The sequence below is a fragment of the Vibrio pectenicida genome (assembly GCA_024347015.1).
Lineage (GTDB): Bacteria > Pseudomonadota > Gammaproteobacteria > Enterobacterales > Vibrionaceae > Vibrio > Vibrio pectenicida.
The window spans coordinates 545,886-571,866 of sequence record AP024889.1; the positions used below are offsets into that span (position 1 = coordinate 545,886).

At 40.7% G+C, this 25,981-nt stretch carries 22 protein-coding genes; 17 read left to right on the forward strand and 5 right to left on the reverse strand.

Translation table 11 applies throughout. The features are described from left to right. Nucleotides 1-13 precede the first annotated feature (13 nt). Complete coding sequence (mtnN, locus tag OCV27_RS02575; RefSeq protein ID WP_125320214.1) at nucleotides 14-712, reverse strand: 5'-methylthioadenosine/S-adenosylhomocysteine nucleosidase; 699 nt, start codon at nucleotides 710-712, stop codon at nucleotides 14-16. A 270-nt stretch (nucleotides 713-982) separates the two neighbouring features. Here mtnN and rpsO point away from each other — a divergent pair, with 270 nt between their 5' ends. The 6 genes from rpsO to OCV27_RS02605 all read left to right on the forward strand — a co-directional run bounded on the left by rpsO (nucleotide 983) and on the right by OCV27_RS02605 (nucleotide 8,739). After that, on the forward strand, nucleotides 983-1,252 hold the full coding sequence (gene rpsO, locus OCV27_RS02580) for a 30S ribosomal protein S15 (protein WP_125320213.1): 270 nt from the start codon (nucleotides 983-985) through the stop codon (nucleotides 1,250-1,252). Between the two features lie 318 nt (nucleotides 1,253-1,570). Further along, nucleotides 1,571-3,706: a polyribonucleotide nucleotidyltransferase gene (pnp, locus tag OCV27_RS02585; protein WP_125320212.1), complete on the forward strand. Its 2,136-nt coding sequence runs from the start codon at nucleotides 1,571-1,573 to the stop codon at nucleotides 3,704-3,706. A gap of 102 nt (nucleotides 3,707-3,808) precedes the next feature. After that, nucleotides 3,809-4,729: a lipoprotein NlpI gene (gene nlpI / locus OCV27_RS02590; RefSeq protein ID WP_125320211.1), complete on the forward strand. Its 921-nt coding sequence runs from the start codon at nucleotides 3,809-3,811 to the stop codon at nucleotides 4,727-4,729. Between the two features lie 199 nt (nucleotides 4,730-4,928). Further along, the gene (locus tag OCV27_RS02595) at nucleotides 4,929-6,266 is read left to right on the forward strand and encodes an MATE family efflux transporter (protein WP_125320210.1); all 1,338 of its coding nucleotides are present in this window, start codon (nucleotides 4,929-4,931) and stop codon (nucleotides 6,264-6,266) included. Between the two features lie 393 nt (nucleotides 6,267-6,659). Further along, nucleotides 6,660-7,994, forward strand: a complete 1,335-nt coding sequence (gene vpsR / locus OCV27_RS02600) for a cyclic-di-GMP-binding transcriptional regulator VpsR (RefSeq protein WP_125320209.1) — start codon at nucleotides 6,660-6,662, stop codon at nucleotides 7,992-7,994. Nucleotides 7,995-8,487: 493 nt separating this feature from the next. Beyond that, entirely contained in the window at nucleotides 8,488-8,739 is a 252-nt protein-coding gene (locus OCV27_RS02605) for a DUF1127 domain-containing protein (protein WP_125323422.1), read from the forward strand. Between the two features lie 80 nt (nucleotides 8,740-8,819). Here OCV27_RS02605 and OCV27_RS02610 read toward each other — a convergent pair whose 3' ends face one another. Beyond that, complete coding sequence (locus OCV27_RS02610; RefSeq protein ID WP_125323421.1) at nucleotides 8,820-9,854, reverse strand: NADP(H)-dependent aldo-keto reductase; 1,035 nt, start codon at nucleotides 9,852-9,854, stop codon at nucleotides 8,820-8,822. Nucleotides 9,855-9,979: 125 nt separating this feature from the next. Between OCV27_RS02610 and OCV27_RS02615 the strand changes: the two genes are divergently transcribed. Next, a complete protein-coding gene (locus OCV27_RS02615) occupies nucleotides 9,980-10,291 on the forward strand; it encodes a DUF6482 family protein (RefSeq protein WP_125323420.1) in 312 nt (103 codons plus the stop codon). On the opposite strand, the gene mutH is transcribed toward OCV27_RS02615, so the two are convergent. Beyond that, on the reverse strand, nucleotides 10,288-10,953 hold the full coding sequence (mutH, locus tag OCV27_RS02620; protein ID WP_125323419.1) for a DNA mismatch repair endonuclease MutH: 666 nt from the start codon (nucleotides 10,951-10,953) through the stop codon (nucleotides 10,288-10,290). The two genes, OCV27_RS02615 and mutH, sit on opposite strands and share 4 nt — an antisense overlap. Nucleotides 10,954-11,567: 614 nt before the next feature. On the opposite strand from mutH, the gene rppH reads away from it, so the two are divergent. From rppH to OCV27_RS02645, 5 genes are read left to right on the forward strand one after another with little or no spacing between them, the layout of a single operon-like run. Continuing rightward, nucleotides 11,568-12,086 (forward strand): RNA pyrophosphohydrolase, encoded by a 519-nt coding sequence (gene rppH / locus OCV27_RS02625; RefSeq protein ID WP_125322271.1) that lies wholly within the window; start codon nucleotides 11,568-11,570, stop codon nucleotides 12,084-12,086. A 2-nt stretch (nucleotides 12,087-12,088) separates the two neighbouring features. After that, nucleotides 12,089-14,332, forward strand: coding sequence for a phosphoenolpyruvate--protein phosphotransferase (gene ptsP / locus OCV27_RS02630; protein WP_125322270.1), 2,244 nt, complete (start codon nucleotides 12,089-12,091; stop codon nucleotides 14,330-14,332). 32 nt (nucleotides 14,333-14,364) lie between these two features. Continuing rightward, nucleotides 14,365-15,135, forward strand: coding sequence for a sulfite exporter TauE/SafE family protein (locus OCV27_RS02635; protein ID WP_125322275.1), 771 nt, complete (start codon nucleotides 14,365-14,367; stop codon nucleotides 15,133-15,135). Between the two features lie 47 nt (nucleotides 15,136-15,182). Continuing rightward, the gene (lgt, locus tag OCV27_RS02640) at nucleotides 15,183-16,004 is read left to right on the forward strand and encodes a prolipoprotein diacylglyceryl transferase (protein WP_125322269.1); all 822 of its coding nucleotides are present in this window, start codon (nucleotides 15,183-15,185) and stop codon (nucleotides 16,002-16,004) included. A 9-nt stretch (nucleotides 16,005-16,013) separates the two neighbouring features. Further along, nucleotides 16,014-16,865, forward strand: coding sequence for a thymidylate synthase (locus OCV27_RS02645; protein ID WP_125322268.1), 852 nt, complete (start codon nucleotides 16,014-16,016; stop codon nucleotides 16,863-16,865). A gap of 147 nt (nucleotides 16,866-17,012) precedes the next feature. Here the strand turns inward: OCV27_RS02645 and OCV27_RS02650 are convergent, their stop codons facing one another. Beyond that, entirely contained in the window at nucleotides 17,013-18,161 is a 1,149-nt protein-coding gene (locus OCV27_RS02650) for a Na/Pi symporter (protein ID WP_420919479.1), read from the reverse strand. Between the two features lie 358 nt (nucleotides 18,162-18,519). Here OCV27_RS02650 and nhaR point away from each other — a divergent pair, with 358 nt between their 5' ends. Both nhaR and OCV27_RS02660 read left to right on the forward strand, forming a co-directional pair. Then, complete coding sequence (gene nhaR / locus OCV27_RS02655) at nucleotides 18,520-19,410, forward strand: transcriptional activator NhaR (RefSeq protein ID WP_125322266.1); 891 nt, start codon at nucleotides 18,520-18,522, stop codon at nucleotides 19,408-19,410. Nucleotides 19,411-19,531: 121 nt separating this feature from the next. Further along, on the forward strand, nucleotides 19,532-19,840 hold the full coding sequence (locus OCV27_RS02660) for an ArsR/SmtB family transcription factor (protein ID WP_125322265.1): 309 nt from the start codon (nucleotides 19,532-19,534) through the stop codon (nucleotides 19,838-19,840). Between the two features lie 84 nt (nucleotides 19,841-19,924). Here the strand turns inward: OCV27_RS02660 and rpsT are convergent, their stop codons facing one another. Beyond that, nucleotides 19,925-20,185 carry a 30S ribosomal protein S20 gene (gene rpsT, locus OCV27_RS02665; RefSeq protein ID WP_004410238.1) on the reverse strand — a complete coding sequence of 87 codons (261 nt, stop codon included), beginning with the start codon at nucleotides 20,183-20,185 and terminating at the stop codon, nucleotides 19,925-19,927. Between the two features lie 260 nt (nucleotides 20,186-20,445). On the opposite strand from rpsT, the gene murJ reads away from it, so the two are divergent. The 3 genes from murJ (at nucleotide 20,446) to ileS (ending at nucleotide 25,910) form a co-directional block, all read left to right on the forward strand. Then, on the forward strand, nucleotides 20,446-22,014 hold the full coding sequence (murJ, locus tag OCV27_RS02670; RefSeq protein ID WP_125322264.1) for a murein biosynthesis integral membrane protein MurJ: 1,569 nt from the start codon (nucleotides 20,446-20,448) through the stop codon (nucleotides 22,012-22,014). A 67-nt stretch (nucleotides 22,015-22,081) separates the two neighbouring features. Beyond that, entirely contained in the window at nucleotides 22,082-23,026 is a 945-nt protein-coding gene (ribF, locus tag OCV27_RS02675) for a bifunctional riboflavin kinase/FAD synthetase (RefSeq protein WP_125322263.1), read from the forward strand. Between the two features lie 55 nt (nucleotides 23,027-23,081). Continuing rightward, complete coding sequence (gene ileS, locus OCV27_RS02680) at nucleotides 23,082-25,910, forward strand: isoleucine--tRNA ligase (RefSeq protein WP_125322262.1); 2,829 nt, start codon at nucleotides 23,082-23,084, stop codon at nucleotides 25,908-25,910. Nucleotides 25,911-25,981 lie beyond the last annotated feature (71 nt).

Sequence of the window (25,981 nt, forward strand, 5' to 3'; positions counted from 1 at the left end):
ACCAATATGATGATTAAGATTTGAGTAACTTGATCATATTTGACACCATTTCAGAAGAGCTTTGAGCCGCTAAAGGCAGGAACTCTTCAAAACTCATTGGCGATTCTTTATCTGCTACATCGGAAATCGCTCTTACGACTACGAAAGGTACCTTGAATTGGTGGCAAACTTGAGCGATTGCTGACGCTTCCATTTCGACTGCTACCACAGATGGGAAGTGCTGGCGGATAAATGTTTGACGTTCATTTGAGCAGACAAATGCATCTCCTGTACAAATCAGACCGCGTACTGCATGTTTGCCTTCCATTTGAGACAAAGCTTTTTCTGCTGTATTCATTAACTTTGAATCAGCAATAAATGATGCGGGCTGGCCAGCCATCTGTCCAATCTCGTAACCGAAGGCGGTTACATCAGCATCATGGTGACGAACTTCAGTAGAAATAACCACATCGCCTAAATTCAAGGTTGAATCAAACCCTCCCGCAGAGCCAGTGTTGATAACTACATCAGGTTGATATTCATCTAAGAGAATAGTGGTGCCTACGGCGGCGGCGACTTTACCAATGCCTGATTGGAGGAGAATAACGTCAACTCCATAGAGCTGTCCCGAGTAGAAAGTACAGCCGGCTTTAGATGCTTGTTTTATGTCTGTGATTGCTTGCTTTAGAAGAGTAACTTCTTGCTCCATTGCACCTATGATGCCAATTTTCATAAGGATTCCTGTTATTTCGGGAAGGTAGGTTGTAATGAGCTAAGTGTAACAGAAATGCCCAAGATAGGAATGATATGTCAGAAAGGGGGAACAGTCGTAATAAAGCTAGGGTTTGGATTTATTTATATGGGGGCAGCAGGTGTATTAATGAGCTTATAAAATTCCTATTGCTTAAGCATTCGCTATCCCATATAATTCGCGCTTCTCGTGTCGGCTGAATCAGAGATTGGCTGGCGCAATGTTTAATTTACTCTTATGTTAGGAGAGAATATGTCTCTGAATGCAGAAACTAAAGCATCGATCGTTGCTGACTACGCACGTGGTGAAGGCGACACAGGTTCACCAGAAGTTCAAGTAGCTTTACTTACAGCTTCTATCAACCACCTACAAGGTCACTTCAAAGCACACAAAGGTGATCATCACAGTCGCCGTGGTTTGTTACGTATGGTTTCTAGTCGTCGTAAACTTCTAGATTACCTAAAAGGTAAAGATCTAGATCGTTACCATGACCTAATCAAGCGTCTAGGCCTACGTCGCTAATAAGCGATTGCATAGAACAGTTTGTTGAAAAGGGGCTTTTTGCCCCTTTTTTGTTGGCTAAATTTAGCCAAATCAAATTTATCTCGTTATACTACGCACGCGCGTGCTCATATTGTTATTTGAGTGCGCTAAAGTATAGCTCATAGCATTACAGTCAACCTCGTCGACCAAAAGGTCGCGGCTATTATAAATGACATTGTCCTTGAAGTTATTTCATACTGGTGCAGTGCATTTTTACTAGTCGCGATTTGTAGTGCCTTGAGTGTCATTTAACACACTCTGAGAACTTTTTTAATTACTCAGAAGCAAGGAATAACAATGTTTGAAAAACCAGTTGTTAAAACGTTTCAATACGGTAATCATACCGTTACTCTAGAAACTGGCGTCATTGCTCGTCAAGCTACTGCAGCAGTGATGGTAACGATGGATGATACAGCAGTATTTGTCTCTGTCGTTGGTAAAAAAGAAGCGGTTGAAGGTCAAGACTTCTTTCCGCTAACAGTAAATTACCAAGAGCGCACATACGCTGCTGGTAAAATCCCGGGTGGTTTCTTCAAACGTGAAGGCCGTCCTTCAGAGGGTGAAACTCTAACGGCTCGCTTAATCGACCGTCCTATTCGTCCACTTTTCCCAGGTACGTTTAAAAATGAGGTTCAGGTAATTGCTACTGTAGTTTCTGTTAATCCTGATGTTCAACCAGACATGGTCACAATGATCGGTACATCTGCCGCTCTTGCTATTTCTGGTATCCCATTTAACGGTCCTATCGGTGCAGCACGTGTTGGTCATATCGATGGTAAACTAGTACTGAACCCAAGCAATACTGAGCTAGCTGCTTCTAAGCTTGATCTTGTGGTTGCAGGTACTGAAGGCGCTGTTCTTATGGTTGAATCTGAAGCAGATAACCTAACAGAAGAAGAGATGCTTTCTGCTGTTGTATTTGGTCATGACCAGCAACAAGTTGTTATTAATGCGATCAACGAGTTTGCAGCAGAAGTAGCAACTCCAGCTTGGGATTGGGTTGCTCCTGAAGAGAATACAGTACTAAACTCTAAGATTGCTGAACTTGCGGAAGCTAAGCTTATTGAAGCTTACCAAATCACCGAGAAAATGGCTCGTTACGACCGCATCCACGCGATTGCTGCAGAAGTAAACGATGTACTACTTGCTGAAAATCCGGAAGCAAACACCAAAGAAATTCACACTATCTTCCACGATCTAGAGAAGAAAGTTGTACGTCGTAGCATCATCGCGGGTAACCCTCGTATCGATGGTCGTGAGAAAGACATGGTTCGTGCATTAGATGTACGTACTGGCGTTCTTCCACGTACACACGGTTCATCATTATTTACTCGTGGTGAAACTCAGGCAATCGTAACTGCGACTTTAGGTACGCAGCGCGATGCTCAAATCATTGATGAATTAACGGGTGAACGTAAAGATCACTTCCTATTACACTATAACTTCCCTCCATACTGTGTTGGTGAAACTGGTTTTGTAGGCTCTCCTAAGCGTCGTGAAATCGGCCATGGTAAACTTGCTAAGCGCGGTATCGCAGCAGTAATGCCTTCTGTTGATGAGTTCCCATACACAGTGCGTGTTGTATCGGAAATCACTGAATCTAACGGTTCATCTTCAATGGCATCAGTATGTGGTACGTCTCTAGCACTTATGGATGCTGGTGTACCAATTAAGTCTTCTGTTGCGGGTATCGCAATGGGTCTTGTTAAAGAAGGCGATGATTTCGTTGTTCTTTCTGACATCCTTGGTGATGAAGATCATTTAGGTGATATGGACTTTAAAGTAGCAGGTACTAACACTGGTATCACTGCACTACAAATGGATATCAAGATCGAAGGTATCACTAAAGAGATCATGCAAATTGCGCTTAACCAAGCTCAAGGTGCACGTAAGCACATCCTTTCTGTAATGGATGAAGCGATTTCTGGTGCTCGTGAAGATATCTCTGAGTTTGCTCCGCGTATCCACACCATGAAGATCAGTTCAGAGAAGATCAAAGACGTTATCGGTAAAGGTGGTGCAGTTATCCGCGCTCTAACTGAAGAGACTGGTACAACTATCGAAATCGAAGACGACGGTACTATCAAAATTGCTGCGACGGAAGGTGAGGCTGCTAAAGAAGCAATCCGCCGTATTGAAGAAATCACAGCAGAGGTTGAAGTCGGACGTATCTACTTAGGTAAAGTGGCTCGTCTTGCAGACTTTGGTGCATTTGTCACTATTCTTCCTGGTAAAGATGGTCTAGTACATATTTCTCAAATCGCAGAGAAGCGTGTTGAGAAAGTGTCAGATTACCTTGCTGAAGGCCAAGAAGTTCAAGTTAAAGTACTTGAGATTGACCGTCAAGGTCGTGTGCGCCTGAGTATGAAAGAAGCAGTTGAAAAACCGGCTGAAGAAGCTATGACAGAGCAACCACCTGTTGATGCTGAGTAATTGGCTTATCTAGCTAAAAGCATGTTATAAAGGGAGCATTAAGCTCCCTTTTTTAATATGTACAATGTTGAAATAGGGTTTTAGCGACAGGAGTATTTATTTGTGAAATGGTTTCAAGCTGCCGCACTAAGCATTGCTTTATTAGGTAATGTGGGCTGTTCAACTTTGATTGATAGTCAACCAGAGTGGGTATTTCCACCTATGGTGGAAGCACTGCAACCGACGTTACAACAAGAAGTGCAGATTGCCAGGTTAAGTCAGTTACTTCAAAGAGATGACTTACCTAATGAAACCCGAGCAAAAATGTACTTTGAAAGAGGGAGTTATTACGATAGCGTAGGACTACGTAATCTAGCTAGGTTAGATTACGAACAATCCTTAGCGATTTTCCCAGCTCAAGCGGATCTCTTTAACTTGTTAGGTGTTTATTTCACCGAAAATAGAAATTTTGATGCCGCTTACGATGCGTTTGATTCAGCATTAGAGCTTGCTCCTGAAAATGCTTATGCTGCGCGAAACAGAGCCATTGCTTTATATTACGGCGATAGATTTGAACTAGCCCTCGAAGATATGCAGAAGCACTACGATCAAGAGCCAAGTGATCCTTTTAGAGCTTTGTGGTTATATATAGTGAAGTCTAAGGTCTCTCCTGATACTGCTAAACAAGAACTTGAGGGGCGTTATAAGAATGGTGATAGACAGTGGGGATGGTTTCTTGTAGCACTCATGCTAGGTGAAGTATCTGAAAAAGATGCATTTACAGCAATATATCGTACCAGCAAAGATAGAACTGTTCGAGCCCAGCGTTTGACGGAAGCTTACTTTTATCTAGGGAAGCGTTATCAAGCAATGGGGACAGATCGGGATTTGGCTAAAGCGGTTTCTTTCTATAAATTAGCTATCTCATTTAATGTATTTGATTATGTGGAGCATCGCTATGCATTTCTTGAGCTTCAGGGAATTTACGATCAGGTGCAGAAGAAAGAATTAGCAGAATCAACTAAAAAACAAGCTGTTCTTTAGCCTAGAGATTTGAAAGATAGAACCGTAGCTAAACCCAAGCTGCGGTTTTTTATTGTGATAAAAAAACGAATAAATCAATAATCTTGGCTTGGTCAACTGCCAGATTTTGAATCTTGAAAAATGTTTATTAAATAAAGCGCTGAAAACGAAATAGCATCAATTTTAAAGTCACCATCCCTATCTAAAAATGGTTATTAGTATGCAAACCTCAATCTATCGCCAATTTTTGAAATATACCATCCCTACTGTTGTAGCAATGTTAGTTAATGGGCTTTATCAAGTTGTGGATGGTATTTTTATAGGACGCTACGTAGGTGCAGATGGATTGGCTGGCATTAATATCGCGTGGCCAATCATTGGCTCTATTTTAGCTGTAGGCATGATGATTGGTGTTGGTACTGGAGCGTTGATTTCAATTCATCAGGGGCAGAAAGATAGTATTGGAGCGAAGCAGGTTCTGGCAACTGGACTCTTGTTATTGATAATATCAGTACCGATAGTGTCAGGGGTATTATACTTTTTTTCTGACGATCTTTTACGTTGGCAAGGTGCTCAGGGAAGAGTATTTGAATTGGGACAGCAATATCTTAACGTTCTTATTGGAGCTTGTATTTTTTCCTTGGGTTCAATCTCGATGCCATTTCTATTGCGCAATGATCATAGCCCCAAGCTCGCTACCTATTTAATGGTCTTAGGTGCAATACTCAACATAGTATTTGACTACGTATTTATCGTCTTCCTTGGGTGGGAGTTGACTGGCGCTGCTATTGCAACAGGTGGAGCTCAAATGGTAGTGACTGTCTTGGGAGCTGGTTATTTTTTCTCCCAAAAGGCAACATTGAGCTTATGTGTATCCGACCTCAAAATTAAGTTATTTCTAGTACCTAAGATTATTAATACCGGAATTGCGAGTTTTTTTATGTATGCCTACGGTGCAATTATGGTTGCTGTTCATAATGGTTTATTTGCTCATTATGGTGACCAAATGATAATCGGTGCTTATGCAATTCTTGGGTATATTGTAACAGTGTATTATCTCATTGCTGAAGGTACTGCAAACGGTATGCAGCCATTAGTGAGCTTCAATCATGGCGCTTGCCATCAGTATAACGTTAGAAAATTACTCAAAATGGCAACAGTAAGCGCAGTATTAATAGGGCTTGTATTTGTGTGCTTATTGAATCTATTTCCCAAAGAGTTTGTTTCTGTGTTTAATGACTCTGACGAACAACTGATTAAAAATACTATTTTAGGTATACGAATACACCTTATTGCACTTGCGCTTGATGGTTTTCTTGTTGTAGCTGCGGCTTATTATCAGGCGATAAATAAAGGTGGGAAAGCTATGTTTGTGATAGTTGGTAATATATTGATTCAGTTGCCTTTTCTATATCTAATGCCCAAGCTGATGGGGGTTATAGGAATATGGATTGCTTATCCAATGTCGAATGTAGTCTTAAGTATTGTTGTCATTTTTATGTTAATTAAAGATGTTCGTCGATATCAAATTGAAAAGCCACAGCAGGTTTTTGTCTAAGGTTTTTAGTTGTTTTTCAGAGATATTAGCGCTTTAATTTCAGTAACCCCAAAGAGAATTTATCTATATTTTATGAATTTATATTCATTTTGATTGGTTTTTTAATTCTAGTTTGTATATTTCAATTTAAACCTTGAAGATGTTGGCGATTAAACCTTATATCATTCAGTTACTTATGGTCATTTTTTATTTGAAGCAACATCGCATTTTGCGTTACCATATTGATGATTGTGTTAAATGTAAGGTGGAAGTTTTTTGTAATTTATATAATTCACTCACTAGTCTTAGTATTGAGACAGATTATCGGGGTGAGTCCCTATAATGTAACGTTTGCGTTAGTGTGTTTCCAAGACACAGCATTAGAATCTAAAAAAAACGAAAGGGATATATTGCATGGCTAGTCAGTTCCGAATGGACTCTATTCCTGGTTCACTTATCGTTGTCGGTGGTACGAATGAACCATGGTTGTCAGTACTAGAGCAGGTCGGTTGGCGTTGTACTCAATGTGCAGATTTGCGTAAAGCAGACTCATTATTTAATGAGACCGGACCCTGTATTGGTATTGTTGATTTGAGTCATGATGAGTTTAGTCTTAATGGTATTGCTAATTTGGTCAGTAACCATAAACAAGTTCGTTGGTTAGCATTTATACGAGAGTCACAGCTAAGTTCTGACACCATCTGTCAGTTTATAGTCAACTTTTGTATTGATTTTTTCACCGCGCCAATCCCAGATGCTCAATTGCTGAGTACTATTGGACACCAGCTTGGTATGTTAAAGCTGGAGAAAAAAGTATGGCCCAATTATGGTAGTAATAACAATATTGGTTTGATTGGTAACTCGATACCAATCAAACGCTTGGGAGATCAAATTAAGCGTATTGGTCCAACAGATGTTAGTATTTTGATTTATGGAGAGAGTGGCACGGGCAAAGAGACCGTGGCTCGAGCTGTGCATAACACATCATCACGCTCGCAGAAAGAATTTATTTCAGTTAATTGTCGAGCGATGTCAGAGAGACGTTTAGAAAGTGATTTATTTGGTATCAACCGCGATGATCCATCAGAACCATCAATTTTAGAGAAAGCAGATGGTGGTACGATTTTACTCAATGATATTTTGACGTTACCTCATTCTCAGCAACTTAATTTATTACGTTTTTTACAGGAAGGTACAATAGATACTGAAGAAGGTAGACGGGAAATAGATGTTCGTATTCTCACTGCCAATTCTGGTGATATTGAAAAGGCGTTAATGGATGGTAATTTTAACGATGAGCTTTATCACTATATCAACGTTCTACGAATTAACGTCCCAAGCTTGAAAGAACGTGTAGGAGATATTGCCATCTTAGCTCGTCACTTTCTTCAAGAATATTCAAAGGAATATAATGCTCAAGCGAGAAGTTTCACTGAGGAGGCTACACGTGAGTTAACTCGCTATCATTGGCCTGGAAATGTTCGTGAATTAATGAACCAAATTAAGCGTATTGTATTGATGTCTGATACTGTGATGTTAGATGAGCAGCATTTGGATTTACCTAAACGAAGTGAAGGCAAGAGGAGTTTAAAGAGCATTCGTGAAAGCAGTGAACGTGATGCATTACTAGTTGTTTTGGAATCACATTGCGGACAAGTTGCGATGGCAGCTAAAGAGCTTGGGGTCTCTCGTGCAACCATGTACCGGTTACTCAATAAACATAATTTAATTACTGATATAGTAACCTAAATAGGTGTGGTCACACTTTTTTGTGTGGCGCACCTTTATCCTAGTCTGATTATATAAATGGTTAATAACTCTATAAATTTGCCTAACTTTAGTTAAATATTATATTTTTATAAACTAGTGTCAATTATAAGAGTGGGAAATGCTTTATTATATCTTACTGATAAAAATGCATTGAAATATTAGTCAATATGCATAAAATTGTGTTGTGAGTTTATACTCACATCCCTACATTTATTTGGATTAATTATTTACTAGGAGGCGGAAATGAAACATATCAACATTACATCATTTATCGATGCCTCTAATTTTCGTGCTTCTATTTTCGCGGGATACAGAACTGTAACTTGTACCTGTGATTTTAGAGCGGCAAAAGTAATGTAATTAGTCCGTAACCATTTATTTTAATTGGCTGCGGAAAAGCAGCGAATTAAAAGAGATCCTACTTTCGACTTATTCGTTGATTTTTCTCGGCCATATTGATTGGAGAATTATCATGAGTCAATCTGTTTATTTAAAACTTGCCACCTTTTTAGTTAAAGCTGATCTACGCCTTGAAAATAGGAAATGGAAGCGTCGTGTTCGCCGTGCTGCTTTCCATGCTCCAGTGAACAATTCTCACCTTATGCATGATATCGGTTTAGAAGCAGATGGTCGTTTTATCGCAGATACTGTTCCTGACAATGTAAAAACTGAACGCCGTATTCGCCATCTTCGGCGAGTCCTAAGTTTGCGAATATCGACGTAACAGTCTGGCCAGCTAAGTCTTTTTTTAGGTGGCCTTAAATGTGTCTGCCAGTCAGTATAATCTGGCTGGCGTCCTTAATTTTAAGGGCATGGATTTGAGTAGGTAGTACCAATTTCTTGTAACCCAAGCAGTAACTCTTCACTGAGCTCAATATCTAAACTATCAATGTTAGATTTTAACTGCTGTAAGTTTGTTGCACCTATAATGTTTGAAGAAACAAAAGGTCTTTGATTAACAAAGGCTAGTGCCATTTGGGCAGGTTCTAAGTCATGCTCTTTTGCCAATTTTACGTAAGCTTCAGTTGCTTGAATTCCTTGAGGTGTAAAATAACGTACGAAGCGTTCAAATAAAGAACATCTAGCTCCGTTAGGGCGAACATTATTCAGGTATTTACCACTCAAACATCCAAAAGCAAGAGGTGAATAAGCTAATAGTTGAACCCCTTCATAATGGCTTATTTCAGACAAACCAATCTCAAAACTCCGATTAAGCAGATTGTAAGGATTTTGAATTGAAACAATACGTGGTAGTTCGTGCTTTTCGGCTAAACGAAGTAATGTCATAACACCCCATGGTGTCTCATTAGATACTCCTAAATAGCGTATTTTTCCTGCTTGAATAAGACCAGCTAGACTTTCGAGGGTTTCGATCAGAGTCACTTCTTCCTGTTGGTCAGGGTATGGATAGTTTAGTTGACCAAAGCAATTTGTCCGACGTTGAGGCCAATGGAGTTGGTAGAGGTCGATATGATCCGTTTGTAATCGCTTTAAACTACCGTCTATTGCTTGATGAATATTACGTCTATCAAGACTCATATTATCTCGAATATAAGGTATGTTTCTTGGGCCTGATACTTTAGTGGCTAGCACCACTTTTTCTCTTTTTCCGGATTTTTTCAACCAGTTGCCAATATATGTTTCAGTTAAACCTTGAGTATCTGCTTTGGGAGGAACAGGATACATTTCTGCTGTATCAATAAAGTTTACTCCGCGTTCAAGAGCATAATCTAGTTGTTCAAACGCATCTCGTTCGGAGTTTTGCTCACCATACGTCATAGTGCCGAGGCATATTTGGCTTATTTCAAGAGTGGAATGAGGTAACTTGTTGTATTGCATTGAACTTCCTTACTCTATTAGCTTTTCCTACCAATATAGGGTATAGCAACGCAAGATTAAATGTATGTTAGTAACAATTTCGCAAAACTTTCAATGTTAACTAAAGTTTAACATGGAGGTAAAGTATGCAGAAAAGTCAGTTAGATAAGTGGATTCATGGTCATCATAAGGATAATTACCAGCCACCAAAGGTATTTGTGATTGGTTGTTCAGACCTGTCCCATTACCTGCTTGCAGTAGAATACAAACACAAATTAGAGCCGATCAAAGAAAAAGATCAACCAATACATTTTGAGTCTCTAGATTTGGTTAAAGAGGTTTTATTAAAACTGGGCGTTGAAAAGGCTTATTTGCGTCTGCACAATACCTATGATGAATGTGGTGCAGGTGATGGTCCATTTTATTATGATATTGAACTATCTTTAACCACTCACTAGCAGAAGTTTTGAGCCAAAATGCGTGAGGTAAATTGTGTGCGAAGATAAAAACCGCGAGGTAATGTCATGATAGGTTTGCCAGCAGATCCATAAGCTTCAGTTAAAATGCGACTATGCGCAGCTTTTGGTCTTAACTGTAGTACTTGACCGTGGTGAGCTGTGATTTCTTCAACATGACCTAGGACGATCATTTCCATCAATTCTTCCCAGTCTGCTTTAAGTTGTGAGTTTTCTTCTCTGCTTGGAGACCAGATCAAGGGGGTTCCAACTCGGCGTTGAGCTAAAGGTATCTCTCGTTCTCCCTCGACTGGGATCCAGAGTACTCGAGAAAGCTTGTTACGCACATGACTGGTTTCCCAGGTCAGTCCTTGTGTACCAATTAATGGAGCCACACAGACGAATGTGGTTTCTAGAGGTTTTCCTACGTAACTGATGGGGATAGTTTTTAATTCGATGCCTAAATGTGCGAAGTCTTGTTGAGCTTTACTCCCAGAATGGGCGCCTAGATGCCATTCTAGAAGTTGTCCAACCCAACCTTTATTCCTTTTTAGGTTTGGTGGGACAGTGACGTTAGCCTCTTTAGCTAATTCTCTAAAGCTGATACCAGCAATATTAATCGCTCGATTGAGCAGTTCTTGTTCTGATTTTGGTTCAGTCTTCATGAAAATGTCTTGGATCTTAAATACAAGCTCTAGTGTATCGGATTTATGCCCAAAGTGTCGAAGCTTGATCCTACTTGATAAAAGATCTGGATAACTATAGTTATCCACAGTATACAGCATTAGAGGAGAGTCATAGCTAAGAATGTATGAATAAACAGTGGTTTTTCTGGTACTTATAACTTGCACTTTAGGAATTTCCTTTGTTTTACAAGATCCTTATGTGGATAAAATGAACTATGATGGATCTTTAACCGATCTAACTCCGAGGGTAGGTAGTTAATTTTTATTATCGGTACTAATGACATGATGTTCTTACTAAATTTATGATTTTTAGTATTTTTTTTTTATTCTCTATTTTTATGTGAAATTCTTCCTCACAATGAAATCTAATTTAGATTGCTTTTTATGGAACTTTTCACATAGTTATGCACAGAAAAGGTGAATAAATGTGGAGTGTGTCTCACCGTATTGTGAATAACTACTTGTTTAGACGAAAAGTATTCATAAATTGCTCTTCGTAGCATATTTTATGTGTGAATTATGAGAGTAAGTTTGCTACATCTGGGTATATGTGGAAAAATCACAGTAATTAAGAATTTATTAGAGGTTGGCCAGTGATAGATGGCGATGGTTACCGATTAAATGTGGGAATAGTAATTTGTAACAACCATGGTCAGGTCTTCTGGGCTAAACGATACGGACAACATTCATGGCAGTTTCCTCAAGGGGGAATTGATGATGGAGAAACTCCTGAGCAGGCAATGTTCAGGGAGTTGTATGAAGAGGTTGGTCTTACTGATAAAGATGTAAAAATCGTAGCAACGAGTCGGCATTGGTTAAGATATAAGCTACCCAAGAGATTAGTTCGTTGGGATTCAAAGCCTGTCTGTATTGGACAAAAACAGAAATGGTTTCTTCTTCGTCTAGATTGTGATGAATCACAGGTTAACATGCAGCGAGGAAATGCCCCTGAATTTGATGGTTGGCGCTGGGTAAGTTATTGGTATCCTGTTAGACAAGTGGTGTCTTTTAAGCGTGATGTTTACCGCAGAGCAATGAAAGAGTTCTCTGCGGTTGCTATGCCATTTAAAGAGCGTAAAGCGAAAGGTAAGCGTAAGAACAGAAGAGGGTAGACATGCTTTCTCAACTAAGGGACATTGTTGAACAGGTATCCAAACTAGATGATGTTCACCAAGCTTTAAAAGTTCTAGTTAAGCAAACGTGTAGTGCAATGAATACTGAGTGCTGTACGGTTTACCTTGCTAATGAAGACATGCAACGCTTGGAACTGATGGCTACTCAGGGGCTTAAATTTAAGGGAAAAAAAATCCATGTTAACTTTAGCGAAGGGCTGGTTGGTTTGGTCAAGCGTAGCGCTGAACCTCTTAACCTTGCTGAAGCATCAAAACATCCCAATTTTAAATACTTTTCTCAACTTGGGGAAAAGGTCTACCAAAGTTTTCTTGGCATACCGATCATTTACCGTAGACAAGTGCTCGGTGTATTGGTGGTACAGCAAAAACAGCCGCGTCAATTTAATGAAATCGAAGAATCTTTTTTAGTCACACTAGCGGCTCAGTTAGCTGTGATTATTGCTCATGCCCAGACCCAAGGACAATGGCGCCTTGAAAAAGAGCAAGATGAAATTAGAGGAATAGCGGCGTCTCCCGGCGTTGCTATCGGTGAATTTCGATGGGACGATACACAGCTTGATTTATCAGAAGTGTACCCAGCATCTACGCTGGATGTTGAGCGTGAACAAGAGTGGTTATTGTTAGCCATTGAAGAAGCACTTAGTGATTTTCGTAGGATGCGAAAAAAGTTAGATGGTGAAATCAATAAGGACGCTCTGGCCATATTTGATCTTTTTACTCACTTACTTAATGATCCCATGCTGCGCAAAGATCTTAAGACTCAGGTTGAAAAAGGAGACCGAGCTGACTGGGCATTGAGGCAAGTGGTTGAGAACTACTCCAATCGATTTGCAAAAATGTCAGATGTATATATGCGTGAGAGAGCTCAGGATGTTAAAGAGCTCGGTCAACGTTTGCTTTTGTTTTTGCACAATAAAGAGAAGAGTCAGCCTGAGTTTGAAAAACCTATTATCTTAGTTGTTCGAGAACTAACTGCGACCCTTTTAGCGTCTGTCCCCAAGGATAAATTACTCGCCGTTGTTGCACTAGAAGGTGCAGTAAATTCCCATGCTGCGATACTGTCTCGTGCTTTTGGAATTCCTACTGTGATGGGAGTTACGCTCAACTTGAAAGCGATTAATGGTAAAGTCGGTATTGTTGATGGTTATAGTGGAAAGTTGTTTATTTCACCTAATAAGCAACTGCTGAGAGAGTACCATGAGCTGGTTGATGAAGAGAGTGAACTTGCTACTATGGTCAACCAGACGGTTTTGGAACCGGCACGTACCAAAGACGATATACGTATTGAAGTTATGCTTAATTCAGGGTTGAGCGCTGATGCCAATATAGCGTTAAATCAAGGTGTCGATGGTGTAGGTTTATACAGGACGGAAATTTCATTCTTGCTTCATCATCGCTTCCCATCTGAAGAAGAGCAGGTTAGTCAGTATAAATCAGTTCTTAGCGCTTACCCGGACAAACGTGTTGTAATGCGCACGTTAGATATAGGTGGAGATAAAGCCTTACCTTATTTACCAATAGAAGAGGATAACCCTTTTCTTGGCTGGCGTGGAATTCGTTTTACACTCGATCATCCAGATATTTTTCTTATGCAGATAAGAGCGATGATGAGAGCAAGTGTGGATCATCATAATCTTAGTATTTTACTTCCTATGGTATCTGGTGCTCAGGAGCTTGATAGTGCACTGGAATTGATTGAACGCGCTCATCTGGAGTTGGTTAAGCTGGATAATCGAATTACTATGCCTGCCATTGGTGTAATGATTGAGGTTCCATCTATGATATATTTGTTACCTCTCGTCGCAGAAAAAGTGGACTTTGTTTCAATAGGAACCAATGACTTAACTCAATATTTATTGGCTGTTGATCGAAATAATGCTCGAGTTGCAAATGTTTATGAGTCGATGCACCCTTCAGTCGTGATGGCTCTTGAACATATCCACCGAACTTGCGAACAACTCAAGTTACCTGTGTGTATCTGTGGGGAGTTAGCAGGCGATCCTATTGGTGCTTTACTCATGGTTGGTCTTGGATATCGAAGTTTAAGTATGAATACGTCCAATGTGGCAAAGGTCAAATATTTGCTTCGACACACAGATAGTAGTGAGTTGCGTGAGCTTGCGACTAAAGCCTTGATGAAACCTTATGGCAATGATATTTATGCCATGATGAAAACTTTTTTCGATGACAAAGGATTCTCCGGTTTTATCCGAGCAGGCAAATAATAAGGAACAATGTGAATATTGAATTTTTAGTCATGCTAGTCCTTCTTGGAGGCATCGTTGGGATTATGGCAGGGCTGCTTGGCATTGGTGGTGGTTTAATTGTGGTGCCCGCATTGTTGTTGCTTTTACCATTGGCTGGTATAGATCCTACGATTTGTATGCAAATTGCTCTAGCGACTTCTCTTGCCTCTATTATCGTTACTTCCGGCTCATCCGCTTTCAATCATTTTAAGCTCGGTAATGTCGATATCTATGTCGTAAAATGGTTGATGCCAGGAGTTGTTGTCGGCGGCTTTTTAGGCGCAAATATTGCTGAATGGATCCCGTCAGAATATTTACCAAAGGTCTTTGGTTTCATAGTGTTAGGTTTGGCTATACAAATGTTGTTTTCTATCAAAGGACATAGTATGAAAATGATGCCAGGCAGCCTTATAACCATGGTGGTAGGCACAGTTATTGGTATGGTATCGAGTCTTGCTGGTATTGGTGGTGGGTCTTTATCCGTTCCTTTTCTTAATCGTCATGGAGTAGAAATGCGCAAGGCGATAGGCTCCTCTTCTGTATGTGGATGTTTTATTGCTATTGCGGGAATGATAGGTTTCATCTTGCACGGTTATAAGGCACAATCTCTACCATCGTATAGTATAGGGTACGTTTATTTGCCGGCACTTCTAGCGATTGCATCTGCATCCATGTTGACGACTCGTATTGGCGCTAAAATGGCGACATCCTTACCCACCAGCACATTGAAGAAAATTTTTGCAGTGTTTTTGCTATTTGTGGCAGGAACTATGTTGCTTTAACGAACTCTCATTTAATTATCTTATATACCGAAAAGAGTGGTAGTTTTATGTCTCAAGGATTTCTTGAATTTCCTAATATCGATCCTGTTCTGATTTCTTTGGGACCTTTATCGATTCGCTGGTACGGTCTGATGTACTTGATTGGTTTTGCATTTGCTTTGTGGCTGGCTAATCGGCGGGCAGATAAGCCAGAAAGTGGTTGGACAAGAGAGCAAGTTTCTGATCTTTTGTTTGCTGGATTCCTTGGCGTCGTGATTGGTGGTCGTGTTGGTTATGTTGTGTTCTACAACTTTGACCTATTTCTACAAGACCCTCTTTACCTATTTAAAGTTTGGACCGGTGGGATGTCATTCCACGGCGGCTTGCTTGGCGTAATTAGTGCGATGTTTTGGTATGCTAAGAAAAATGGCCGTACGTTTTTTGGTGTTGCTGATTTTATTGCCCCATTAGTCCCTTTTGGTTTAGGTATGGGACGGCTTGGTAACTTTATGAACTCTGAGCTTTGGGGGCGGGTGACTGACGTGCCTTGGGCGATAGTTTTTCCAAATGGCGGGCCTTTACCTCGTCATCCTTCCCAGTTATATGAGATGTTCCTTGAGGGCATCGTGTTATTCTTGATTCTAAATTGGTTTATTAAAAAGCCGCGCCCATTAGGTGCTGTATCAGGTTTATTTTTAGCAGGTTATGGAACATTCCGCTTCTTGGTAGAATACGTGCGTGAACCTGATGCTCATTTGGGGTTATTTGGTGGCTTCATATCTATGGGACAGATTTTGTCATTGCCTATGCTTTTGGGTGGTATTTTATTGATGGTATGGGCATATAAACGCGGTCATTATAAAGATGTTCTTCCACAGAAAACGAAATAAGGAGCAGATGTGAAACAGTATTTAGATCTTTGTCAGCGTATTTTAGACCATGGCGAATGGGTTGAAAATGAACGTACAGGTAAGCGCTGTTTGACGGTAATTAATGCTGATCTCACTTATAACGTTGCTCAGAATCAATTCCCCTTAGTGACGACTCGAAAAAGCTTTTGGAAAGCGGCAGTCGCAGAGTTGCTAGGTTATATTCGTGGTTATGATAATGCAGATGATTTTCGTAAATTGGGTACTAAAACCTGGGATGCGAATGCAAATAAAAATTCGGCTTGGTTAAATAACCCTTATCGGAAAGGTACAGATGATATGGGTCGTGTTTATGGTGTTCAAGGGCGAGCATGGGCCCAGCCAGATGGTGGTTACATTGACCAGCTACGTAAAATTGTTGATGACTTAACTCATGGTGTTGATGATCGTGGTGAGATTCTCAACTTTTACAACCCTGGTGAATTTCACATGGGCTGTTTGCGCCCGTGTATGTATAGTCATCATTTCTCTCTATTGGGCGACACTTTGTACTTAAATAGTACTCAGCGCTCTTGTGATGTGCCGCTGGGGCTAAACTTTAACATGGTGCAAGTCTATGTGTTTCTGGCTATTATGGCTCAGATCACGGGCAAGAAAGCAGGCCAGGCATACCATAAGATAGTTAACGCGCATATCTATGAAGATCAACTTGAGTTAATGCGTGATATACAACTGAAACGTGAACCATTAAAAGCGCCCACTTTTCATATCAACCCAGAGATAAAATCACTAGAAGATTTGGAAACATGGGTTACATTGGATGATTTTTGGGTTGAAGGTTATGAGCACCATGATCCTATTCAATACCCATTCTCAGTCTAGTTATATATTTATGTAGATGGAGCCGCCAACAGTTGGCGGCTTTTTTATGTGCTGGGTATGGCCAAATACAGAAAAACCCCCAGTAATTGGAATGTCCAACTATTGGGGGGGTAGTTAAGTTGTGTTTTTTTATTCTTTTTCTAGTCGTTATGCACTGAGTACTAAGATAGCACCAGGTAAAACGAGGAACACAGCCAAGAGATACCCAGCGACAACCGCTTTATTTTTTACTGCCATGTCTGAGATGATATCTGCAGCCTTAACCGGTAACTCTCTAAGTACTGGAATGCCGAAAATAAGTAGGGTTGCTAGGATATTGAATGACAGATGGACCAAGGCGATTTGAAGGGCAAATACCGCAAATTCTCCAGATGCGGCGGTTGCTGCTAATAATGCGGTAATACAGGTACCAATATTAGCGCCTAAAGTAAATGGATAGACATCTCTTACTTTTAATACGCCTGAGCCCACAAGTGGTACCATTAAGCTGGTTGTCGTTGATGATGACTGAACCAGCACAGTAACAATCGACCCAGACAGGATACCATGGATTGGGCCACGGCCAATCGCACTTTTCAGGATCTCACGAGCACGCCCAACCATCAGGCTTTTCATCAATTTACCCATCACAGTGATGGCCACAAAAATGGTCGCAATACCGATAGCAATAAGAAATGCTCCTCCCACAGTATCGCCAAAGGTGCTCAATGGCTCTTTGATGGCACCGACAACAGGTTTGGTAATTGGCTTAATGAAGTTTAGCCCCTTTATGCTCATATCTCCGGTTGCCAGAAATGGTGATACTAGCCAATGGGAGGTTTTTTCCAAAATACCAAACATCATTTCCAAAGGAAGGAAGATGGCAACAGCAAGTAGGTTGAAGAAGTCATGAATTGTGGCACTCGCAAAAGCGCGTTTGAATTCTTCTTTGTCGCGGATATGTCCAAGAGAAACCAAAGTATTTGTGACAGTAGTACCTATATTCGCCCCCATTATCATTGGGATAGCAGTTTCGACAGGTAAGCCACCTGCTACAAGGCCGACAATGATAGAAGTCACTGTACTGGAAGATTGAATAAGAGCTGTTGCAACCAGACCAATCATCAAGCCTGCAACTGGGTGTGATGCAAATTCAAATAATACTTTAGCTTGATCGCCTGTCGCCCATTTGAAACCACTGCCAACCATAGATACTGCCAAAAGCAGTAGGTACAGCATGAATGCCAAGTTAGCCCAACGTAACCATCGAGTGGTACTCGAAATAGGCGCCGCTGTTGTAATAGCTTGGTTCATAATTTTTCTCCGTGGACCTTAATTATTTTTATGGTCAATTATTAAATCTGTTGGCGATAGTAGAGGTTAATTATTTCATTAATATTACAGTTAAATTTTGCCAGTTAACTTTACCTATCAAGAGTAGTTAATCGTTTGTTATTATTTGATTTATATGGAATTTTTATTATTAATTGAAACGAATTTGTATTGAAAATTAAAATCTTTGTGATTTATAACGATTGATATTGTCATGTCATCCAATCAATATTTCGTTTTTAATATTGATTGACTCCTCTAATGTTCGGTTTTTTCGAGTTCTTGTTGTCATCAAAAGGTTTTGTTATAACCGATAGAGCAATGTAGTACAGAGAGAATGATCATGTCGCATTTAAACTACAACCACCTTTATTATTTTTGGATGGTATGTAACCAAGGATCAGTCACAAAAGCGGCTGATGCACTTTTTTTGACCCCTCAAACTGTAACAGGGCAGATTAAGGCCTTAGAAGAGCGCATGGGAGGCAAGCTCACCAAGCGAAGTGGTCGAGGTATTGAGCCTACGGAGTTAGGGCAACTGGTTTTTAAATATGCAGATCGGATGTTTGGCCTTAGTTATGAGATGCTAGATATTGTTAATTACAGTCAGCGAGCTAATATATTGTTTGACGTTGGAGTCGCTGATGCTTTATCTAAAAGACTAGTGAGTAAAGTACTCATGATGGCTGTTCCTCCTGATAATAGTATTCACTTACGCTGCTTTGAATCAACGCACGAAATGTTACTTGAGCAGCTATCTCAACATAAGTTAGATATGATTTTGTCGGATTGTCCAGTGGATTCAAGCCAGAGCCCCGGTTTGTTTAGTAAAAAGCTCGGTGAATGCCACATGAGTTTTTTTTCTAGTAGCCGTATAGAGCATGTTCAGTTTCCAGAAGTACTTGAGCAGCGAAAATTATTGATACCGGGAAGTAGGACTGCAATGGGACGAAAAGTACTTCAATGGTTTGATTATAAGGGGATACAACCCAATGTTCTTGGAGAATTTGATGATGTCGCTCTGATGAAGTCTTTTTCTCGTTATCATCCAGATGTGATTTTTTTGGCTCCTTCGTTATATATGTCGGAGGTAGAGAATGACTTACCATTACAGCTTATAGAGCATATTGAAGATCTTAGAGAAGAATACTACGTTATTTTTGCTGAGCGTATGATTCAACACCCTGCGGTTAAGAATGTGTGTGATGCTGATTTCACCAGTTTGTTTCAATAGTAATATTTTTGATTTCAACAAATAGATTACTTGATGCAAATAGATTAGTATCAGCTTTGTAAATGTATCAATTGATAAATAGCAGACTGAGATGTTATTTCGTTGTAAGAGGTGCTAGCCGATGAATTTAAAAGAAATGGAAAAAAATTCTGCCAGAGCGGTAGTACTACTCAAAGCGATGGCAAATGAAAGACGCTTGCAAATTTTGTGTTTGTTACATAATCAGGAGCTTTCCGTGGGAGAGTTGTGCAATCAATTGGAGTTGAGCCAATCGGCATTATCACAGCACTTGGCATGGTTGCGGCGAGATGGCTTGGTTAATACGCGAAAGCAAGCACAAACAGTGTTTTATACACTAAGTAGTGAAGAGGTTAAATCGATGATTCATTTATTGCATAGCTTATATTGTACAGAGGTAGTACAAGCATGAATTCATTGAATAATGATTAACTGTTATCAAGATATAAAAAAACCGGCCTAAGCCGGTTTTTTGCTACTAGAATCAAAAGTTACATTAAAGAGCTTTGATTGCAGCAGCGAAACGAGACTTATGACGTGCAGCTTTATTCTTATGAATAAGGCCTTTAGTCGCCATGCGGTCTAAGATTGGTGTAACTGTAGCAAATGCTTCAGTTGCAGCAGCTTTGTCGCCTGCTTCGATAGCAGCAACAGTTTTCTTCATGTAAGTGCGCATCATTGAACGACGGCTAGCATTGTGCTGGCGACGTTTCTCAGCTTGGATAGCGCGCTTCTTAGCAGATTTACTATTTGCCAAGGGTCTAACTCCCAAAAACTTAAGTTCTGTGACAATTTAAGGGCGAGGAATATCCCCTATTTGCGCTTAAATGTCAAATGATTTGTGTAAAAACCAGTCTACTCCAAACAAACTTTGGATTAGATAAGTTTTCACGGTTAAGATGGCGGGGATTCTATCAGTATTTTTTTTTCATTGCTAATACTAATCTGCTCTAGTTCTGACATTCCTGTCTTAGAGTAGAACTTCATTTCAAGTATTGCAGAACTTTCGAGGTAGTTGTGAGTAAACGTCTACTCAAGTCAGGCCTAATTGTTAGCAGCATGACTTTTATTTCTCGTGTACTTGGATTGGTACGCGATGTTGTGGTGGCAAACTTAATGGGAGCAGGTGCTAGTGCCGATGTGTTCTTTTTTGCCAACAAAATTCCTAACTTCCTGCGACGTTTATTTGCAGAGGGAGCTTTTTCTCAGGCCTTTGTTCCAGTTCTGACAGAATGCCATGCTACAGGGGATATGGACAAGATTCGCCATTTGATAGCACGAGCTGCTGGCACTTTGGGGGTTCTGGTCTCTATTGTGACTGTTCTAGGTGTTTTGTGTTCAGGTGCTGTTACCGCTTTGTTTGGTTTTGGTTGGTTCCTTGATTGGCTTCATGATGGGCCTTCAGCGGGAAAATTTGAATTGGCGAGCTTTATGCTCAAAATAACTTTTCCTTATTTGTGGTTTATAACCTTTGTTGCGCTATCTGGAGCTATATTGAACACCTTGGGGAAATTTGCGGTCTCTTCATTTACTCCAGTATTCCTTAATGTAATGATTATTTTATCAGCTTGGTATATATCTCCCAATATTTCTCAACCTGAAGTAGGTTTGGCGATAGGGGTACTCCTTGGTGGGCTGGTTCAATTTCTGTTCCAAATTCCCTTTCTAATAAGAGCAGGTGTTTTTGTTAAACCTGCTTGGGGGTGGCGCGACCCTGGGGTGGTAAAAATCCGCACCTTGATGATTCCGGCTTTATTTGGTGTCTCCGTTAGTCAGATAAACCTATTGTTTGACACCTTCATTGCTAGCTTTTTACAAACAGGTTCAATCAGTTGGTTGTATTACTCGGATCGTTTGCTTGAGTTTCCTCTAGGTTTGTTCGGTATTGCTATTGCTACCGTTATTTTACCTGCTTTATCGCGTAAGCATGTTGACTCTCACACGACTGGTTTTGCTCACACCATGGATTGGGGAGTAAGGATGGTAATATTACTCGGTGTTCCTGCAACTCTGGGTTTGATGGTGCTAGCGAAGCCGATGCTGATGGTGCTCTTTATGCGTGGTGAGTTTAGCCCTATGGATGTTGAACGTGCATCCATGTCCTTGGTGGCTTATGCGTCCGGTTTGCTTAATTTCATGTTGATTAAGGTTCTAGCTCCTGGCTACTATTCGCGCCAAGATACCAAAACACCAGTGAAGTACGGCATTATTGCGATGGTCGTTAATATGGTCTTTAACGCTATTTTTGCTTGGTTTTACGGGTACGTGGGTCTAGCCATTGCTACGGCATTATCTGCTTTTGTGAATATGTCTCTACTGTACAGAGGGCTGCATTTAGCAGAAGTATACCAGCTGACTCGTCGAACCGTACTTTTCATAGGTAAATCATTGATTGCCGGTGGTCTGATGGCCGGATGTATTTTATGGCAATTAGAAGATATATCTGTTTGGTTGGATTGGGGGTTATCACACAGAGTGTTTTGGCTGACAATACTGATTGGTTTGGGAGCCGCAGTTTATTTAATCACACTTTTGATCATGGGAGTGCGCTTAAAAGATTTAAAAGCCGCGACACAACAAGGATGATATAGTATATAATCCGTCAGTTTCACGTAGTATAAAATTTGAAACCAATAGGACTTAGACGCTCTTAATGGAATTGATCCGAGGTATCCACAACATCACAGCACATCATAAAGGTTGCGTTTTGACGATAGGTAACTTCGATGGTGTACATCTAGGTCATCAAGCTGTTTTGAAGAATCTCTCTGAAAAAGCAAAATATATGGGCTTGCCTTCAACTGTTATGACTTTTGAACCTCAACCATTGGAGCTGTTTCTTAAAAATAAAGCCCCAGCTCGACTAGCTCGCTTGAGAGACAAGTTTGTTCAGTTAAAGAAGCTTGATATAGAACGCTTATTATGTGTCAATTTTAACCAAACCTTTGCTAACCAGACTGCGCAAGAGTTTATTAGTGACTTGTTGGTTAGACGATTGGATGTTAAATTTCTCATCGTTGGAGATGACTTTTGTTTCGGGCGTGAGAGGCAGGGTAACTTTGCCATGCTTAAGGCTGCTGGAAAAGTCCATGGTTTTGATGTAGTGAATACACATAGTTTATGTTTGGATCAACTAAGGATCAGCAGTACAGCGATACGAGAAGCACTTGCGAGTGATGATTTAACACTGGCTAAAAGCATGTTAGGGCGTAATTATAGTATCAGTGGTAGAGTCGCTCATGGTCGAAAACTTGGCAGAACAATCGGTTTCCCTACGGCTAATATTCCACTGAAGCGTTGCGTGTCGCCAGTGGCGGGAGTGTATACCGTCCAGGTGCTTGGTCTAGCAGAAAAGCCTATAGGTGGAGTCGCTAATATTGGCACTCGACCAACGGTTAACGGAATACGACAACAGCTAGAAGTACATTTATTTGACTTTCAAGACGACTTGTACGGAAAGCAGCTCGAAATCGTACTTTTAAGTAAAATTAGAGACGAGCAAAAGTTTGAATCTTTTGACGTACTAAAACAACATATTAAATTGGATGCTGAGGCAGCAAGGGTGTGGCTGCATCAGTATAAAGACCAAGCGGTCTAGTTCACTGCTTGGCATAATGTCTAACTGTCACCCAACACAACGGAATTAAGAATCGATGAGTGAGTATAAAGATACCCTGAACCTTCCTGAAACAGGGTTTCCGATGCGTGGTAATCTGGCAAATCGTGAGCCAGAGATGCTAAAGCGTTGGTACAAAGAAGACCTTTACGGTGAAATCCGCAAAGCGAAAAAAGGCAAAAAATCTTTCGTTCTGCATGATGGCCCTCCATACGCAAATGGTGATATTCATATTGGTCACGCACTAAACAAGATTCTTAAAGACATTATTATAAAATCCAAAACACTTTCTGGTTTTGATGCACCATACATTCCAGGTTGGGACTGTCATGGTCTACCAATTGAACTAATGGTAGAGAAAAAGAAGGGTAAACCTGGCCAGAAGATTTCTTCAGCTGAATTTCGCGAGGAATGCCGTAAGTATGCGGCAGGTCAAGTTGAGGGTCAGAAAGAGAGCTTCAAGCGTTTAGGCATTATGGGGGAATGGGATAAGCCATACCGCACGATGGATTTTTCAACGGAAGCAAATATTATTCGTGCTTTAGGTAAGATTGCAGATAATGATCACTTACTGAAAGGCTTTAAACCCGTTCATTGGTGTACTGATTGTGGTTCTGCATTAGCTGAAGCGGAAGTTGAATACAAAGACAAGGTTTCACCATCGATTGATGTCCGTTTTAAGGCCAGCGATGGTGCTGCTGTATTATCTAAGTTTTCATTAAGCCAAGGCCATGAAGGGCAAGGTGATATTTCTATAGTCATTTGGACTACAACACCTTGGACTTTACCAGCAAACAGAGCAGTATGCTTACACGAAGACTTAGAATACGTTTTAGTTCAAGTCGAAGGGGATAACCCGGAGCGCATCATTGTTGCTTCCGAGCTTGCTAAAGATGTGATGGATCGAGTTGGTATTGAACATTTCCACAATTTAGGTTTTGCTCAAGGTAGTGATTTAGAACTATCTCAGTTTGAGCATCCATTTTATGATTTCAGTGTGCCAGCCGTTCTTGGCGATCACGTTACCACTGAATCAGGTACAGGGGTTGTGCATACTGCTCCAGGCCATGGACAGGAAGATTTTGTAGTCGGTAAGAAATACGATTTAGAAGTAGCAAACCCAGTTGGTTCTAATGGTGTGTATCTGCCAGATACTGAACTATTTGCTGGACAACATGTATTTAAAGCCAATGATGCGGTTGTTGAAACGTTAAAAGAAAAAGGTGCATTGCTTCACCATCATGCATATGAGCACAGTTATCCTCATTGCTGGCGTCATAAAACTCCTATCATTTTTCGTGCAACTCCGCAGTGGTTTGTGTCGATGGATAAAGCAGGTCTTCGCAGTAAAGCACTTGAATCTATCAAAGATGTCGAGTGGATGCCTGAATGGGGGCAAAGCCGAATCGAAGGTATGATTGAAGGTCGTCCTGAATGGTGTATCTCTCGTCAACGTACTTGGGGTGTGCCAATTGCACTCTTTGTTCATAAGGAAACAGCAGCGCTACATCCTCGTTCTTCAGAGCTTATGGAGCAGGTAGCACAATTAGTTGAACAAAAAGGTATTCAAGCTTGGTGGGATCTAGAAGTAGCAGACTTATTAGGTGACGATGCGGCCAAATACGAAAAAGTGTTAGATACATTGGACGTATGGTTTGATTCTGGTGTTACTCACTACTCGGTAGTAGATACTCGCGAAGAGTATAATGGTCATAGTGCAGATCTATATTTAGAGGGGTCGGATCAACATCGTGGTTGGTTCCAATCTTCGCTGATATCATCAATTGCGATGAAAGGTGAAGCCCCATATAAACAAGTATTAACGCATGGATTTGTTGTTGATGGGCAAGGCCGTAAAATGTCTAAGTCTATCGGTAATGTTGTTGCTCCAAAAGATGTCACCAATAAACTAGGTGCGGATATTCTGCGCTTATGGGTAGCTTCTACGGATTACACTGGCGAAGTGGCGGTTTCTGACGAAATTTTAAAACGTAGTGCTGATGCTTACCGTCGTATTCGTAATACGGCACGATTCTTCTTAGCCAATTTGAGCGGCTTTAATCCAGCAACAGATATCGTTCCTGCAGAAGAAATGGTAGCGTTGGATCGCTGGGCTGTAGGGCGTGCACTTGCGGCTCAGGAAGAAATTATTCAAGCTTATGGTGAGTACAACACTCATGCAGTGACGCAGCGTCTAATGCAATTCTGCTCGATTGAAATGGGTTCTTTCTATCTAGATATTATTAAAGATCGTCAGTACACAGCAAAACGTGGTGGGCATGCTCAGCGTAGCTGTCAAACGGCACTTTATTATATTGTTGAAGCACTAGTTCGCTGGATGGCGCCAATAATGTCATTTACTGCTGATGAAATTTGGAATGAAATGCCGGGTGAACGTGAAAAATTTGTTTTCACAGGAGAGTGGTTTGAAGGGTTACATGGTCTTGCCGATGGTGAGGAACTAAACAATAGCTTCTGGTCCGAAATTCAGGCGGTTAGAACTGCTGTTAATAAGCTTTTAGAAACGGCCCGTAACGACAAGATAATTGGTAGTGCACTGCAAGCTTCAGTTATCCTATATGTAGACGATGACCTAGCTAAAAAAGTGACTAAACTAGCGGATGAACTACGTTTCGTACTGCTTACTTCAGCTACGACTGTGAAGCCTCTTAGTGATAAATCTGATGCTGCTCAGGCGACGGACATTGAAGGCCTATTTGTTGAAGTGTCAGCCATGGATGCGGAAAAATGTGATCGCTGCTGGCATCACTCTCCTGATGTAGGAACTCTTGAGGGCCATGAGAAAATTTGTGGCCGTTGTGTATCTAATATCGAAGGAGAGGGTGAAGTTCGTAAGTTCGCTTAAACATAGCGAGTGTTACCTTCATTTGGAACTTTATAGTTAATCAATAGCCCCAGTATTTACTGGGGTTATTT